The organism is Aeromonas media (genome assembly GCF_020423125.1).
Classification (GTDB): domain Bacteria; phylum Pseudomonadota; class Gammaproteobacteria; order Enterobacterales; family Aeromonadaceae; genus Aeromonas; species Aeromonas media.
The window spans coordinates 412,557-426,586 of record NZ_CP075564.1 but is presented as its reverse complement, the minus strand read 5'-3'; the positions used below and the strand labels follow the sequence as shown (position 1 = coordinate 426,586).

Below are 14,030 nucleotides of genomic sequence, written 5' to 3'. Positions count from 1 at the left end.
TAACCTAACATAAAATTCATTAGAGCAGAAATGATTACACCAAAAACCATATTGACCTTGTTGTGGATTAGGCGGAGAATTTTGCGCCTCTCAACTGCCCTGCGATGACCCCGACTCCATGGAAAAACATGATGAAGTGCTGGTTGCTCTGCGCCAGATCATCCGTGCCATCGACATGCACTCCAAGCGCCTGATCAAGGAGGCCGGGCTGACCTCGCCGCAGCTCCTGCTGCTAAAGGGGATCAACGAGCTTGGCCAGATCTCCATGCGCCAGCTCGCCGATCACACCAACATGAGCCAGGCCACCGCGACCACCATCATGGACAGGCTCGAGAGCCGCCAGCTGGTGCAGCGCATTCGCAGTGAGACCGACAAACGCAAGGTGCATGCGACACTGACTGACGCGGGGCGCGCCCTGCTTGCCCAGGCCCCTACCCCGCTGCAGGAGAGCTTCATCCAGCGCTTCCAGGCCCTGGAGAACTGGGAACAGGGACTGCTACTCTCCTCCCTGCAACGGATCTCGGCCATGATGAATGCCGACGGCATCGACGCGGCGCCCGTGCTGAGCGTCAGGCCGCTCACCGAAGAGCGCGCCTGAACAAACGACGGCCATAAAAAAAGCTCCCGAATGGGAGCTTTTTTTATGGGGAGCGGACGGAGAGATCACTCTTCCAGGCTGATGCCTATGTTGGAGACGCCGTCCTGGGCCGCGAAGGTGCGAATGGCCAGGATACGATCACTGTCGCGCTCATGGGCGACCCGCTTGAGCAACTCGACCTGGAACTCCAGCTCGGCTTCCATGTATTCATGCTCGTAGAGCTCTTCGTCACTGAGATCCCGCTCTTCCAGCATCTCGATGAAACCGGCCACGGTACCGACCGAGGCATGGCTGGCATCATTGGCCTCTTCACCCACCCGGCAGATCACCGAGTTGTAGGCACAACCCAGCGCCACACAGGCATCCAGCGCCGGATAGGCACCGTAAGACTCAAATTTGCCAGGCTCGGGAATATAGACTTCAAACGCCTCCAGAATTGCTCCCAGATTGACGCGGGAACCTTTAACCGTCAGGTAATTCCACATCTGATCCAACGCGTGGCGAAATGCCTTCGCATCCCCGAAGCCGGAGGCCTGGGTAAACAGCGCATAGTTGGGATACATGCGCTCTGCCAGCGCCAGGGTGTAGACGGTCTGCTGCCAAGGCTGTAGCTCGGCCAGTCGCTTATAAAACTTGTCACCAAACACTGGAGTCGGATCCTTTGCAAAATGTGGGGCAGATTGTAGCCCACGAGGGGCGTGGCGAAAACGAAAAAGCGCCCTGGTCGACTATCTTGCCCGATCAACTGGGGTAAGATGAGGACAGACCCCTCCTCCTCCGTGCCGTAAACATGATAAGGAACAAGAGTATGAGTCAACGTACCCTGCTTCTGCTCAGCCAGGACAACAACCACTATGAACGCCTGCTCAAGGCCGCCCGCCTTCCTCATCTGCACATACTGCGGGCCGACAACCAGAGCGACGCCGAGAAGCTGATCGGTGATGCCCATATCCTGATGGCTGAGCCGGCACGGGCCAGACCCCTGCTGGCCAAAGCCGACAGGCTGAGCTGGCTCCAGTCTACCTACGCCGGGGTCGACGTGCTGCTGGATGCCAGCTGCCGCCGTGATTACCTGCTCACCAATGTGCGCGGCATCTTCGGGCCGCTGATGAGCGAGTATGTGTTCGGCCACCTGCTCAGCCTGTCGCGACAGTTGCCACTCTACCGCGAACAGCAGCAGCAGCGACTGTGGCAGAGCCATCCCTACCTGGGGCTCAAGGGACGCACCATGTTGATCTTGGGCACCGGCAGCATAGGTCAGCACATCGCACACACCGCCAAGCACTTCGGCATGCGAGTGCTCGGCATCAGCCACGGTGGCAATGAGCGCGCGGGCTTTGATCAGGTGTATCAGCTGCCGGCGCTGAACAAGATGCTGGCCCAGGCAGACGTCATCGTCAGCGTACTGCCAGCGACCCGCGAGACCCGCCATCTGTTCACCACCGATCGGTTCAATCACTGCAAACCGGGCGCCATTTTCTTCAACGTCGGCCGGGGCAATGCCGTCCATGAAGGCGACCTGCTGGCAGCATTGCACGGCGGCAAGCTTGGTACGGCTGTGCTGGATGTGTTCGAGCAGGAGCCCCTGCCCGCCGACAGCCCGCTCTGGCATCAGCCCAATCTCATCCTCACTCCCCACAACAGCGCCTACAGCTTCCCGGAAGATGTGGCCCAGATCTTCATCCGCAACTACATCCGCTTCATCGACGGTCAACAGCTCGATGGCCGCATCGACTTCGACAAGGGCTACTGAGCCCAGGCCTCCAGCAAAAAGGCCCCGCCAGATTGGCAGGGCCTTTTGGTATCCGGAGAGAGGGGATTAACCCGCCTCCATCTCCTTGCGATAGCTCTTCACCTTGGCAAGGAACTGGCGCTTGTCTTTGCCGGAAAGCGGTTCCGCCATCGGCAGCTTGACCTTCATGGCATCCACCGGACGGTTGTTGAGCCGCACCTCATAGTGCAAATGAGCGCCGGTAGAGCGGCCCGTGTTGCCGGAGAGCGCTATCTTGTCTCCCATCTTCACCTTCTGGCCGGGTTTGACCAGCAGCTTGCTCAGATGCAGATAGCGAGTCATCAGGGTACGACCGTGCTTGATCACCACATAGGTTCCCGCGAGGGGGTGACGGGTCGCCTTGAGCACGACACCGTCGCCGGTCGCCATCACGGGCGTCCCCACCGGCAGAGCAAAGTCAGTCCCCTCATGGGGGCGAACCTGGCCGGTAATGGGATGGCGCCGGGCCGGGTTGAAGTTGGAGCTGACCCGATAGCGACTATGGGTCGGGTAACGGCGGAAACCTCGCTCCAGGCTGTTCGCCTGGCCGTCATAATAGTTGCCATCTTCCGACAGCCAGGCCGATACCGTCTTACCCTGGCTGAACACTTCCACTCCCAGCAGCTGGGTGTTGCCCGTGCTCTTGCCCTCGACCGTCTCCTGTCTCACCAACACCTTGAACTTGTCGCCTTTTTGCAGATCCTTGGCGAAATTCAGGCGCCACTGGAACAGGTTGGCAATCTTCTGGATGTGGTTGGCCGGGATCCCCGCGTTGCGGGCGCTGACGTAGAAGCTGCCATTGATGACGCCGTCATAACTCTTCTGCTGCCACTCAACCTCTTCATTGAGCATGTTGGCGCTGTAAGTGTCATCGGTTCGCTCCAGCACCAGGGTTTGCTTGATATTCAGACGGATCTTCAGCTGCTGCAGTATGTTGTCCTGATCGATCAGCAACTCGATGGTCTGACCGGGCTTGAGGCGGGCCAGATTATTCTTGGCATCCGCATCCAGCACCTTGTAGAGGGTGGTGGTGGAGAGGCCGAGATTGTTGAAGATGGTGGTCAGATTCTCGCCGTTACGTACCCGATAATCCTGCCACTGGGGCGTGCCGTCGGCCGGAATGTCATCTTCCGGCGCCGCTGCTTCCACCAGTTCGTGGTCGGGGATATCGTTGAAGTCGGTGTTGTCTTCGTTGGTTGCGGTACCAGTGGTGGCAATGGGCAACTCCAGACGCAATGGCCGCTCAAGGATGTCACCTGGAGCCGGCAATACGGCTACCGCTGACAGCGTCATGGCCGTGAGCAATAGCATGGCATAAAAATGTTTGCGGGGAACCGGGGGTTCCCAGTTGGCAGCCTGCGCTACCAAGGGACGGAGACGTTTCATCCGCTATCCTGTTATTAGATCTAAGGGTGGTAGTTGTGGGTCTGTTTTTATGATTTTTTATTATGAAAACCGAATATCTGGGTTTTAGACCCAAATACTTACAAAAAGTTCATCACGATATGCACGAAACTCACATTTTATGCATAACCTTCTCGCATGGGCAGAAATGATCGCCTTTTTCAGCCAATTTTTTCTATTTTTAAGAACCAAGTCCGGGTGCGTTCACCCCCGGGCGGCCAGATGTTGCAAAAACATTTCCAGGGAGTGGGTATGTCATTGGCAAGATTGTTAAATGTAATCATTCTAATCCTGTTCGCCATAGGTGCCATCCTGCTGCTCATGCTGGAGATCACCACGGTACGGCAATCCATCCTCGATCAGATGTCGGCCAACCTGGAGACGGCCATCACGGCACTCGGCCTGGTGCTGCAAGGTACCCTGCTCAACGACGACAAGGTGCTGGCGGAAACCATCGTCAACGCCATGTTCGATGGCGGTTTCGTCAGCTCGGTCACACTGCTGGATCCCGATGGCCAGTTGCTGTTCCAGAAAGTCTTCCACACGGCCCAGCAAAATATTCCCGTCTGGCTGCCGACTGTCGTCCACATGCCGCCGGTCAAGGTCGAGCAGGAACTCACCGATGGCTGGCGCATTCTGGGCACCCTCACCCTCGAAGGACACGAAGGGTATGCCTACCAGCACCTCTGGAACGCCATCAGCCGCACCGGGCTGGCACTGCTCGCGGGTCTGCTGGTATTCACTCTGGTCATCACCTGGGTGTGCAACCGCCTGTTGCGCCCTCTCGAACAAGTCAGCCTGCAACTGGTGCAGATCCGCAAACGCCAGTTCAGCGGTACTCTGCCAACTCCATGGCTTCGTGAGCTGCAGGAGGTCGTGGCTTCCATCAATCAACTGGTCTCCGAGCGTAAACGAGATCTGCTGCAGCAAAGACTCAAGATCACCCAGCTCGGCAAACATGACAGTCTTCGGGCTCATCAGAAACTCACTGGGTTGACCGACATCGCCAACGGCATGTATCTGCAACACTTTTTCTCCACTCAAGGACACATCCGACTGTATAGCCGGTTGCTGCCCAAGACCCCCCCCACCACAGACAGCTCGCCGGATGAAATCCGGACGCTGATCCACGACTGGCTGACCCAGAAGACGGAAGGGATCCAGCTCCCCCTCAGCCTGATCAATCATCCCGACTGGACACAGTTTTCATCCTCCTTGGCCAGCGCCAGGGGAAAAATTCTGGACTGGCGCTGGGATCTGACAAGCTTCCCTCCCATGGCTGAGGAGCGTCTGGGTGCACTTCAGGCTCTGGGGATCGAGATGGCATTCAGCAATGTGCCCATGAACAACGACAACCTGACAAAGCTCGACCCCATCAAGCCAGTCTTCATCAGTTGCCAGCTGACTCAGGCCCCCCTCTACTGGAACCTGCTTTCCCAGTGCCTGCATGCCTCCGGCTATACCCTGCTGGCAGAAGCCGGTGACATCAACGACGTGGACACCCTGCGCAGTTGGGGCATCGATGGCTATGCCAGCCAGGAGGCATCATGAAACTCCCCATCCTATTGCTTGCCCTGCTGTGGCAGCCCAGTCTGCACGCAGCATCCGTGACCATTGGCACGGGAGGAGAACAGGGCATCTATTACCAGGTCATCAAGGAATTCTGCCGGCTGGCTCACAAGAGCGACCCCACAGTGCAGTGCAAACCGCAGGCCAGTTCGGGCTCCATCGAAAATCTACGTCTGCTGCAAGCCGGAGAGATCCCCTACGCCCTCGTCCAGTCTGACTGGCTCTATCAGGCCAGTCAGGGCACGGGGCCATTTGCCAGGCAACCCCAGCCCGAATTGAGAACCCTCTTTGCCACCCATGCCGAGCCTTTCACCATAGTGGTGCGGGCCGATGGCGATATCACCACTCTGGAGCAACTCAAGCTGGCCCCCATCGACATGGGGCTGAAGAATTCGGGTACCCGTCAAACAGCATTGGCACTGTTCAGCGTGCTGGGGGCAAAGGAACAGGATCTCGATCTGAAGAGCGTGGCCAATCTATCCGAAGCCTTGTGCAGCAAACAGATCGATGCCTATGGACTGGTGATGGGTCACCCCAACCGGATCGTGCTGGAGACATCCAAGCGCTGTGCCATCCGTTTCATGTCCGTCGAGGGCACAATCCGGGAGCAATTGTTACAAGGCGTCAAATATTATCAGCGCAGTCAGATACCGGCCCGCATCTATCCCGGCAATCTGAAAGCCACCCCCACCTTTGCCATCGCCGCCACTCTGGTGACCAATGCCATCACGCCGGATAAGGATGTCTATCGCCTGACCAAGGCGATGCTGAGCCAGCAGACCAGCTTCAACGAGCAGACCTATGGCTATGCCAACCTGTTTCACAAGGCGCGCAACAAAACAGGCCCGGTGCTCAGCGTCACTCAGCATCCGGGGGCAGCGAGGTATTTCGAGGAGTTGAAAGCCGCAGGCAAGCTATAGCTGGCGACGGGGAGCACGCAGATGCTCGCTGGAGAAGCGGCTCTGCATCGACGTCCACTGGGTCAGGCGATCGGCACTCCCGGCCAGGGTTCCCTCACGACGTGACTTCATGACCCAGATGCTCTTGGCATCGAAACTGTACACGGGTTGCAGATCATTTCGCTGGCTGCCGGGCAGGATACGACCGTTGATGTTGTCCAGCACCAAGGGATCGGACTTGGTCGTCGGGAAGTAGAGCGTAACCATGTGAAACTGGTTGTAGCGGATCGCCTTCACATAGGCCAGCCGCAGTTTCTTCTCGTCGACGCCGAGTTCCATCAGGGTGTAGTACTTGGAGATGCTGTAATCCTCGCAGTCCCCCCCCCTGGCCCCGATAAATTCCAGTGGATTGGCCCAGTAGTCCTCATCTCCCCATAGCCTGGGATCCTCGCTGTAGGTCAGATTGTTGAAGTAGTTGTTGACCAGTTCCAGCTTCTGCTGATCCGTCGTACCCGCCCTGGGTGTGAGCAGGCGTGAAAAGGCCTCGGCGCGCTGGATGGCCCGGGCACCATACACTTCCTGCATTTTGACCTTCAGCTCAGGGCTGGCAAGGTGCTCGGAGAGGCGGGAGGCCTGCACGTTGGCACTCAACACTACCAGCGTGCAGGTGGGGACAAGCAACCATCTCATAACTGACACTCCATATCAGACGCTGGAGGTCAGTATAGTTGGCCGCGGCTACCCCATCGGGCAAGCCTGGGGGTGACTCAACGGCACTGAGCGAAGGCGTCGGCCAGCTGTTGCATGAATTGCAGATAAGAATAAGGACCAAGCGGAACTCCCTCGCCCACTTCATCCAGCAACAGCACCTTGGCTCCGGTGTTACGGGCAACCGACTCGATCACCGCTGGCGAGAATTGCGGCTCGGCATAGATGCAGCGTGCCTGCTTCTCTTCCAGCGCCTTGCGGATCTCTACCAGCGTCTTGGCGCCGGGACGACGCTCAGGGCTCACAGTGAAGTGTCCCTTGGAACTCATGCCGTAGTGACGCTCCCAGTAACCATAGGCCTCGTGGAACACGAAATAGCCTTTCTGGTTCACCGCCTTCATCTGGCCGGCGATCACCTCGTCCCTGGCGTCCACCTTGGCATCGAATGCGGCGAGGTTGGCGGCATAACGGGCCTGATTGGCCGGATCCTGCTTGCCAAGCTCGGTCGCGATCGCCTTGGCAATCACCTTGGCCTGGGTCGGACCCAGCCAGAGGTGGGGATCCACCCCCTCATGGTGATGTCCCTCATGCCCTTCATCATGATCACCGTGTGCTTGGGCCTCGTGTTCATGATCGTGGTCGTTGTGGCTCTCCTGAGTCACGTAGTTGAACAGGGGCATGCCCGGCACCTGAGTCAGGGTCAGCGCATGGGGGTGCTTTGCAAGAGGCTTTGTCATGAAACCTTCAAGTTCGGGGCCGACCCACACCACCAGATCGGCGTCGTTGATACTGCGAATATCGGAAGGACGCAGGGAGAAGTCATGGGGAGAGGCGCCGGTTGGCAGCAGTACCCTGGGCTCACTCACGCCATCGGTGATGGCGGCCGCGATAAAACCAAGGGGCTTGATGGTGGTCAGCACCTCGAGGGCACGGACAGGCAGACTCACCGCCAGCAGGGCAGTGATCAGTGTAAGAATTCGCATAGATATCTCGTCAGGAAGTGAGTGTGTGATAATATAACAAACCAATACTGTTGTTATATTATAACTCTCACAGGCTGTAAACCCCGGAGCTGTCATGACCCAACTGGTGGAGCTGAAAGAGGTCTGTCTGTCATTTGACGGACGGTCCGTGCTCGACAAGGTCTCCTTTACCCTGAACAAAGGCAAAATCACCACCCTGGTCGGTCCCAACGGGGCGGGCAAGAGCACCCTGAGCAAGCTGGTGCTGGGTTTGCTCAACCCGGACTCCGGCAAGATCATTCGCCGTCGCGATCTGCGGGTCGGCTATGTGCCGCAACGCCTCTATCTGGATCCCACGTTGCCGCTGACGGTGCGCCGCTTCCTGCAGCTCGGCAAGAACAGCCGCCTCTCCATCGAGGAAGCGCTGGAGCGGGTCGGCGCCCAGGAGCTCTTGGACAACCGGATGCAGAAGCTCTCCGGCGGCGAGATGCAGCGGGTGCTGCTGGCCCGTGCCCTGCTGGTCAAGCCCGAGCTGCTGGTGCTGGACGAGCCTGTCCAGGGGGTGGATATCACGGGCCAGATCGAGCTCTACGCCCTCATCAGCCAGCTCGCCGCCGAGTTCAACTGCGCCGTGCTGATGGTTTCCCACGATCTGCACCTGGTGATGGCCAGCACCCACGAGGTGATCTGCCTCAATCGCCACGTCTGCTGCCACGGCGAGCCGGAAAGCGTGGCCCGTCACCCCGAGTTTGCCCGCCTGTTCGGGCGGCCGGAGCGGGAGGTGCTGGCGGTCTATACCCACCATCACCACTGCGACGGCGAACACCATCATCATGAGCCGCAGGCCCCCGTCATCCGCCTGCCGTCTCGCAATCCATAAGCGCAGTTAAGGACATTCAAGTGGACAGCTTTCTGTTATATGCCCTCGCGGCCGGCCTCGGCATCGCCCTGCTGGCCGGGCCCCTCGGCAGCTTCGTGGTGTGGCGCAAGATGGCCTACTTCGGCGACACTCTCTCCCATGCCTGCCTGTTCGGCATCGCGCTGGGTATTTTGCTGCAGGTGGATCTCACCCTGGCGGTGGTGGTCTGCTGCCTCGCCATGGCCATGCTGCTGGTGATCATGAGCCGCAACCAGCAGGTGGCGACCGATACCCTGCTCGGCATCCTGGCCCATAGCGCCCTGTCGCTGGGCCTGGTCACCTTGAGCTTCATGGACAACGTGCGGGTGGATCTGATGGCCTACCTGTTCGGCGACCTGCTCTCGGTACAGCCCATGGATCTGCTCTGGATTTACGGCGGCGGAGCCCTGGTGCTGCTCACCCTGTGGCGGCTGTGGGATCCCCTGCTCTCCATGACCATCTCGGAGGAGCTGGCGCGGGTGGAAGGGGTGCGGGTCGACGTGCTGCGCTGCGTGCTGATGCTGTTGATTGGCCTGGTGATAGCGGTAGCGATGAAGTTCGTCGGGGCGCTCATCATCACATCCTTGCTGATCATCCCCGCCGCCACCGCCCGGCGCTTCAGCCAGACGCCAGAGCAGATGGCCGGCTTTGCCGCCTTGATCGGTTGTCTGGCGGTGCTGGGTGGGCTGACCCTCTCCTGGTACCAGGACACACCGGCAGGCCCTTCGGTGGTGGTCTGCGCCACCAGCCTCTTCATCCTGAGCCAGTTCAAACGAGCTTAAACACCAAAGCTCCTGATAACGGTGGGCTCTCCAACGTTATCAGGAGACTCCCAAGTACGGCACCTTGATCCAGGTCTGTACCACCAGCCTCTTTATCCCGAGCCAGGTCAAACACGTCTGAGGGGCTCGCTCTCCCCGGGACGCAGGCTCGCCTGCGCCTCCTGCCAGAGCCACTGTCGCAGCCGGCTGATGGCGGGTTCATGGGCGCGCGAGCGTTTGCAAACGAAATAGAAGTTGTCGCCGGTTTCGAGGGCGTGCAGCGGCAATCGTACCAGACCGGGATCCTCCGGCTGCAACATGTAGTCGTTGATGAGCGCCACCCCCTGATCCCAGCTGGCGGCCTCCAGCGCCAGCAGGATGTGGCTGAAATGGTGCATCCTCGCCTCGGGGGGGATGGTCAGCCCGCCCACCTCGGCCCAGCGCCGCCAGTCCTCCCCCTTCTCCTTGTAAATCGCCTGGATGGAGAGCAGCGGTAGTTGCCACAAGGCCGCGGGCCACTCTCCCTCCACCTGTTGCCACAGGCGCCGGCTGCACACCGGCATCAGCCGCTCCCGGTAAAGCAGATCGTGCAGGTAGCCGGGCCCCTCGGGGGAGACGGTGATGAAACCATCCGCCACCCGATCGGAGAGTTCGGGGTCCTCCGCCACCATCTCCAGACTCAGATCCAGTTCTGGGTAGAGCTGGCGCAGCCCGGCCAGCCTGGGGATCAGCCACTTCACCGCAAACGAGCTGTAGACCGCGAGCCGCACCCGCATCTCGCCGCCGCCGCGCAACTGCTCGCTGCTCTGGGCGATCTGGCCGAGCCCGGCGGAGATCCCCTCGAAATAAATCTCCCCCTGAGGCGTCAGCGACAACAGCCGACCCTGGCGCAACAGCAGCCGCTCCCCCAGAAAGTCCTCCAGCAGGCGGATCTGGTGGCTGACCGCGCTCTGGCTGACATTCAGCTCCAGGGCCGCGCGGGAGAAGCTGAGCAGGCGGGCAACCGCCTCGAAGTATTGAACGGCACGCAGGGGGGGCAGCTTCATTATCCAAAATTCTCATGCATGGTGACTTTTTATCATTTTACTGGATAACTAGGCGCGGGCTACCCTCACCTCATCTGAATCTGGAGGTGGTATGAACGCAGTCGGAATAGGCATCCTCTATCTGGTGCTGGGCAACATGGTGGCGGTCTTCTCCGATGCGCTGGTCAAGGTGCTGGAGCCGAGCCAGCCGGTGTTCCAGTTCGTCTTCTTCCGCCAGCTCTCCGCCGCCCTCCTGCTGGCGCCCTGGCTGCTCTGGTCCTGGCGGCGCAACCCGCCGGTAGCCATCAAGTGGCACCTGTTGCGGGCCCATATCTGGGCGGTCGGTGTCTGCCTGATGGTGGTCGCCCTCACCCGCTTGCCACTGGCCACCGCCAACGCCCTCTTCTATGCGGCCCCCCTGCTGATGGTGCCGCTGGCGGTGTGGCTGGCAGGGGAGGCACTGTCGCGCCAGAAGGTGCTGACGGCCATGCTCGGTTTCATCGGTGTGCTGATCGTGTTGCGCCCGACCGAGGTGAACTGGGCCGCCCTGGCGGCGCTCGGGGTGGCGCTCTCCATGGCGGTCAACAACCTGCTGATCAAGCGGATCCCGCTCAAGCAGCCCATCGCCCAGACCCTGTTCTTCACCAACGTGCTGAGCATGCCCTTCATTCTGGCGCTGGCGTGGTGGGAAGGGGGGTATTGGCAATGGCAGATGTGGTGGCCCGCCTTCGGCTCCTCTGCACTGATCATGGTCTATGCGGGCTTGTGCGTGGTGGCCTATCGCAAGGCGGAGGCGAGCAAGATCGCCTCGGCGGAGTACACCGGCCTCTTGATGGCGGTCGCCATCGGGGTCTGGCTGTTCGACGAGCAGCCCGGTCTGCCACTGCTGCTGGGGTGCCTGTGCATCATACTGCCGCTGGTCGCCATGGCGCGCGGCAAGTCAAAACCGCTGGCAGAGCCGGCAGTCTGAATCAAAGCAGCAAGGGGGCAACCCTCTGCTGCAGATGAGGGATCACCTCCTGCTCGAACCAGGGATTCTTCTTGAGCCAGAAGGTGTTGCGCGGGGACGGATGCGGCAACGGCAACCAGGACGGGCCATAGTCAGCCCAGTTGCGTACCGTCTCGGTGAGCGAGTCCTTGCCCGCATCACGCAGGTAGTAGTGCTGGGCGTACTGGCCGATAAGCAGGGTCAGCTCTATGTTGGGCAACAGCATCAACACCTTGTCGTGCCAGGTGGGCGCACATTCTGGGCGCGGCGGCAGATCCCCCGACCTGCCCTTGCCGGGGTAGCAGAGCCCCATCGGCATGATGGCGATGCGGGACTCGTCGTAGAAGGTGGCCTTGTCCACCCCGAGCCAGTGGCGCAGCCGATCGCCGGAGGGATCATCCCAGGGGATGCCGCTGGCATGGACACGGGTACCGGGCGCCTGCCCGATGATCAGCAGGCGAGCGCGCTCGCTGCCGCGGATCACCGGCCTGGGCCCGAGCGGCAGGTGGGCCTCGCACAGGCGGCAGGCCCGGATCTGTTCAAACAGGATATCGAGTCGGTTCATGGTACCGATGGTAACAGACTTTCCGGCAGGATCCCGCTTGTGGAACCGGCGGCAGATACTTATCATGCGGCCACATTTGTTTAATTTAATAAACGGAAAGCGATGAAGAACTGGCTGGGCCCCGGTAGTGCGGCCCTCTCCTTCGTGCTCTGGGGCATGCTGCCCCTCTATTACCAGTTCATGCCCGAGATCAACATGTGGGAGCTGCTCTCCCACCGGGTGCTCTGGTCTGTTGTCCTGCTGGGCGGCCTCTTCCTGCTGCTCGGGGTACGGGTACCCTGGGCACGCCTGCACAGCGAGCCCCGCCAGCTCGGCCTCATCCTGCTGGCGGGCCCCATCATGTCCATCAGCTGGTGCATGTTCACCTGGTGCCTGACCACGGGCCAGGTGCTGGCCACCAGCCTCGCCTTCTTCATGACGCCGCTGTTCAACATCGCCTTCGCCGTGCTCTTCCTCAAGGAGAGGCTCACCCCCCAGAAACATCTGGCGGTCGCTCTGGCCCTGGCGGGGCTGGCCTACATGCTGTTCTCCTACGGCGAGCTACCCTGGTTCTCCCTCATCATGGGGGCCAGCTTCGCCTTCTACGGTCTCATCAAGAAGAAGGTGCGCCACGATGCAGGTATCAGCCTCTATCTCGAGTCCCTGGTTCAACTTCCCGTCGCCCTGCTGATCCTCGGTTGGCTAGGCCTGCACGGCACGAGCCAGTTCATGGCCGGGGACTGGAGCGACAAGCTGCTGCTGATGGGCAGCGCCCCCGCGACCCTGTTGCCGGTAGGTCTGTTCTGTTACGCAGTGGCACGTACCCGCATGAGCACGGTGGGGCTGCTGCAATACATAGAGCCGAGCCTCGCCTTCCTGCTCGCCATCTTCTGGTTTGGGGAGATCCCGGATCCGGTGAAGTCGGTGGGCTTCGCCTTCGTCTGGGCCGGCCTGCTGGTGAGCCTGCTGCCCCTGCATCGGCTCAGGCGCGGCCGGGTCCTGTGGAAAGAGTCATGATGACGGACGTCTGTGCCGATAAGCCTGCAACTAACTGGTTTATCTATCTGGTGCGTACCGGCGCGGGCTCGCTCTATGCGGGGATCAGCACGGATCCCGAGCGGCGACTGCGCCAGCACCAGAGCGGCAAGGGTGCCCGAGCGCTGCGTGGCAAGGGGCCGCTGACCCTGGTGTGGCGCCAGGGGGTGGTGGACAAGGGCGAGGCGCTGCGCCTCGAGTATCGCCTCAAGCAGCAGAGCAAGGCATTCAAGGAGCGCCTGGTGCTCGACCCCGGACTCTGGCACGACTGGAGCCAACCCTGGCTGAGCGCCGATACGGCCCCCATCGATCCGTCCCCCTGAACCAGTCGCTTCCACCATAAAAAAGGCCGCTGGGAGCAGCGGCCAAGGAAGGATTCGATAGCAGGGAGGCTTAACGGTAGGTGTTCGACTGCTTTCGCCTGTTGCTGAGCAACCAGCACACCGCCAGCACCAGCAGCAGCCAGGGCGCCAGCTTGATGATGAGGGCAAACATGCCGGCCAGGGCGCCAAACAGCACGAAGACCCCGCTCACCAGCAGCATGGCCAGCACGGTAAAACCGGTCAGCGCCATGGTCACCAGCACCAGCATCAAGACGATAAATTCCAGCATGTTGTGCTCCTCACAGGCTTGCAGTGGCCAGCGGGTCTGATCCGGGGGATCAGTCCAGCCAGCGTTTCAATTCACGACGGGGGGGCATGACCAGCACCGCCAGCAGATAAAGGGCCAGGGCCAGGGGCGGCATCAGGATCAGCGCCATCAGGGCTGCAACCCGCACCGTCACCCTGGAGAGCCCCAGCCCGTTGGCGATGCCAGCACAGACCCCGGTCAGCTTGCGATGGGCAAGATCCTTCGGCCAGGGCGTCAT

The 14,030-nt window shown here is 60.5% G+C and carries 17 protein-coding genes; 9 read left to right on the top strand and 8 right to left on the bottom strand.

What is annotated here, in order from left to right; translation table 11 throughout:
- The first annotated feature begins 118 nt into the window (after positions 1 to 118).
- Positions 119 to 598: a MarR family winged helix-turn-helix transcriptional regulator gene (locus tag KI797_RS02055; RefSeq protein ID WP_041207092.1), complete on the top strand. Its 480-nt coding sequence runs from the start codon at positions 119 to 121 to the stop codon at positions 596 to 598.
- Positions 599 to 663: 65 nt separating this feature from the next.
- Here KI797_RS02055 and KI797_RS02050 read toward each other — a convergent pair whose 3' ends face one another.
- Positions 664 to 1,245 carry a YjaG family protein gene (locus KI797_RS02050; RefSeq protein ID WP_042649972.1) on the bottom strand — a complete coding sequence of 194 codons (582 nt, stop codon included), beginning with the start codon at positions 1,243 to 1,245 and terminating at the stop codon, positions 664 to 666.
- Between the two features lie 161 nt (positions 1,246 to 1,406).
- Between KI797_RS02050 and KI797_RS02045 the strand changes: the two genes are divergently transcribed.
- A complete protein-coding gene (locus KI797_RS02045) occupies positions 1,407 to 2,351 on the top strand; it encodes a D-2-hydroxyacid dehydrogenase (protein ID WP_005324551.1) in 945 nt (314 codons plus the stop codon).
- Positions 2,352 to 2,417: 66 nt separating this feature from the next.
- Here the strand turns inward: KI797_RS02045 and mepM are convergent, their stop codons facing one another.
- Positions 2,418 to 3,755 (bottom strand): murein DD-endopeptidase MepM, encoded by a 1,338-nt coding sequence (gene mepM, locus KI797_RS02040; protein WP_226171227.1) that lies wholly within the window; start codon positions 3,753 to 3,755, stop codon positions 2,418 to 2,420.
- Between the two features lie 270 nt (positions 3,756 to 4,025).
- On the opposite strand from mepM, the gene KI797_RS02035 reads away from it, so the two are divergent.
- Complete coding sequence (locus tag KI797_RS02035) at positions 4,026 to 5,324, top strand: LapD/MoxY N-terminal periplasmic domain-containing protein (protein ID WP_226171226.1); 1,299 nt, start codon at positions 4,026 to 4,028, stop codon at positions 5,322 to 5,324.
- Entirely contained in the window at positions 5,321 to 6,262 is a 942-nt protein-coding gene (locus KI797_RS02030; protein ID WP_171275371.1) for a TAXI family TRAP transporter solute-binding subunit, read from the top strand. Before KI797_RS02035 ends, KI797_RS02030 begins: the two co-directional genes overlap by 4 nt.
- Here the strand turns inward: KI797_RS02030 and KI797_RS02025 are convergent.
- Together KI797_RS02025 and znuA are read right to left on the bottom strand one after the other, a co-directional pair.
- A complete protein-coding gene (locus tag KI797_RS02025; protein WP_041206463.1) occupies positions 6,257 to 6,931 on the bottom strand; it encodes a transglutaminase-like cysteine peptidase in 675 nt (224 codons plus the stop codon). The two genes, KI797_RS02030 and KI797_RS02025, sit on opposite strands and share 6 nt — an antisense overlap.
- Before the next feature lie 77 nt (positions 6,932 to 7,008).
- Positions 7,009 to 7,932, bottom strand: coding sequence for a zinc ABC transporter substrate-binding protein ZnuA (gene znuA, locus KI797_RS02020; RefSeq protein WP_171275370.1), 924 nt, complete (start codon positions 7,930 to 7,932; stop codon positions 7,009 to 7,011).
- Positions 7,933 to 8,026: 94 nt separating this feature from the next.
- Between znuA and znuC the strand changes: the two genes are divergently transcribed.
- Both znuC and znuB read left to right on the top strand, forming a co-directional pair.
- A complete protein-coding gene (gene znuC, locus KI797_RS02015; RefSeq protein WP_171275369.1) occupies positions 8,027 to 8,791 on the top strand; it encodes a zinc ABC transporter ATP-binding protein ZnuC in 765 nt (254 codons plus the stop codon).
- A 20-nt stretch (positions 8,792 to 8,811) separates the two neighbouring features.
- Positions 8,812 to 9,591 carry a zinc ABC transporter permease subunit ZnuB gene (gene znuB / locus KI797_RS02010; protein WP_005331063.1) on the top strand — a complete coding sequence of 260 codons (780 nt, stop codon included), beginning with the start codon at positions 8,812 to 8,814 and terminating at the stop codon, positions 9,589 to 9,591.
- Positions 9,592 to 9,698: 107 nt separating this feature from the next.
- On the opposite strand, the gene KI797_RS02005 is transcribed toward znuB, so the two are convergent.
- Positions 9,699 to 10,616 (bottom strand): LysR substrate-binding domain-containing protein, encoded by a 918-nt coding sequence (locus KI797_RS02005; protein WP_042649979.1) that lies wholly within the window; start codon positions 10,614 to 10,616, stop codon positions 9,699 to 9,701.
- Between the two features lie 91 nt (positions 10,617 to 10,707).
- On the opposite strand from KI797_RS02005, the gene KI797_RS02000 reads away from it, so the two are divergent.
- Complete coding sequence (locus KI797_RS02000; RefSeq protein ID WP_171275368.1) at positions 10,708 to 11,565, top strand: DMT family transporter; 858 nt, start codon at positions 10,708 to 10,710, stop codon at positions 11,563 to 11,565.
- Between the two features lies 1 nt (position 11,566).
- Here the strand turns inward: KI797_RS02000 and KI797_RS01995 are convergent, their stop codons facing one another.
- A complete protein-coding gene (locus KI797_RS01995) occupies positions 11,567 to 12,148 on the bottom strand; it encodes a uracil-DNA glycosylase family protein (protein WP_171277175.1) in 582 nt (193 codons plus the stop codon).
- Positions 12,149 to 12,250: 102 nt separating this feature from the next.
- Between KI797_RS01995 and rarD the strand changes: the two genes are divergently transcribed.
- Entirely contained in the window at positions 12,251 to 13,144 is an 894-nt protein-coding gene (gene rarD / locus KI797_RS01990) for an EamA family transporter RarD (protein ID WP_226171225.1), read from the top strand.
- Positions 13,141 to 13,485, top strand: a complete 345-nt coding sequence (locus KI797_RS01985; protein ID WP_171275366.1) for a GIY-YIG nuclease family protein — start codon at positions 13,141 to 13,143, stop codon at positions 13,483 to 13,485. Before rarD ends, KI797_RS01985 begins: the two co-directional genes overlap by 4 nt.
- Before the next feature lie 70 nt (positions 13,486 to 13,555).
- On the opposite strand, the gene pspG is transcribed toward KI797_RS01985, so the two are convergent.
- Positions 13,556 to 13,774, bottom strand: coding sequence for an envelope stress response protein PspG (pspG, locus tag KI797_RS01980; RefSeq protein ID WP_005331057.1), 219 nt, complete (start codon positions 13,772 to 13,774; stop codon positions 13,556 to 13,558).
- A 49-nt stretch (positions 13,775 to 13,823) separates the two neighbouring features.
- Positions 13,824 to 14,030 (bottom strand): PspC domain-containing protein, encoded by a 207-nt coding sequence (locus tag KI797_RS01975; RefSeq protein ID WP_161506877.1) that lies wholly within the window; start codon positions 14,028 to 14,030, stop codon positions 13,824 to 13,826.

What these genes read in the sequence shown, in the direction of transcription:
- KI797_RS02055 (WP_041207092.1), top strand. Translation starts at nt 119, where the DNA reads ATGGAAAAACATGATGAAGTGCTGGTTGCTCTGCGCCAGATCATCCGT.
- KI797_RS02045 (WP_005324551.1), top strand. Translation starts at nt 1,407, where the DNA reads ATGAGTCAACGTACCCTGCTTCTGCTCAGCCAGGACAACAACCACTAT.
- mepM (WP_226171227.1), bottom strand. Translation starts at nt 3,755, where the DNA reads ATGAAACGTCTCCGTCCCTTGGTAGCGCAGGCTGCCAACTGGGAACCC.
- KI797_RS02035 (WP_226171226.1), top strand. Translation starts at nt 4,026, where the DNA reads ATGTCATTGGCAAGATTGTTAAATGTAATCATTCTAATCCTGTTCGCC.
- KI797_RS02030 (WP_171275371.1), top strand. Translation starts at nt 5,321, where the DNA reads ATGAAACTCCCCATCCTATTGCTTGCCCTGCTGTGGCAGCCCAGTCTG.
- KI797_RS02025 (WP_041206463.1), bottom strand. Translation starts at nt 6,931, where the DNA reads ATGAGATGGTTGCTTGTCCCCACCTGCACGCTGGTAGTGTTGAGTGCC.
- znuA (WP_171275370.1), bottom strand. Translation starts at nt 7,932, where the DNA reads ATGCGAATTCTTACACTGATCACTGCCCTGCTGGCGGTGAGTCTGCCT.
- znuC (WP_171275369.1), top strand. Translation starts at nt 8,027, where the DNA reads ATGACCCAACTGGTGGAGCTGAAAGAGGTCTGTCTGTCATTTGACGGA.
- KI797_RS02005 (WP_042649979.1), bottom strand. Translation starts at nt 10,616, where the DNA reads ATGAAGCTGCCCCCCCTGCGTGCCGTTCAATACTTCGAGGCGGTTGCC.
- KI797_RS02000 (WP_171275368.1), top strand. Translation starts at nt 10,708, where the DNA reads ATGAACGCAGTCGGAATAGGCATCCTCTATCTGGTGCTGGGCAACATG.
- KI797_RS01995 (WP_171277175.1), bottom strand. Translation starts at nt 12,148, where the DNA reads ATGAACCGACTCGATATCCTGTTTGAACAGATCCGGGCCTGCCGCCTG.
- rarD (WP_226171225.1), top strand. Translation starts at nt 12,251, where the DNA reads ATGAAGAACTGGCTGGGCCCCGGTAGTGCGGCCCTCTCCTTCGTGCTC.
- KI797_RS01985 (WP_171275366.1), top strand. Translation starts at nt 13,141, where the DNA reads ATGATGACGGACGTCTGTGCCGATAAGCCTGCAACTAACTGGTTTATC.
- pspG (WP_005331057.1), bottom strand. Translation starts at nt 13,774, where the DNA reads ATGCTGGAATTTATCGTCTTGATGCTGGTGCTGGTGACCATGGCGCTG.
- KI797_RS01975 (WP_161506877.1), bottom strand. Translation starts at nt 14,030, where the DNA reads ATGACGCCCTGGCCGAAGGATCTTGCCCATCGCAAGCTGACCGGGGTC.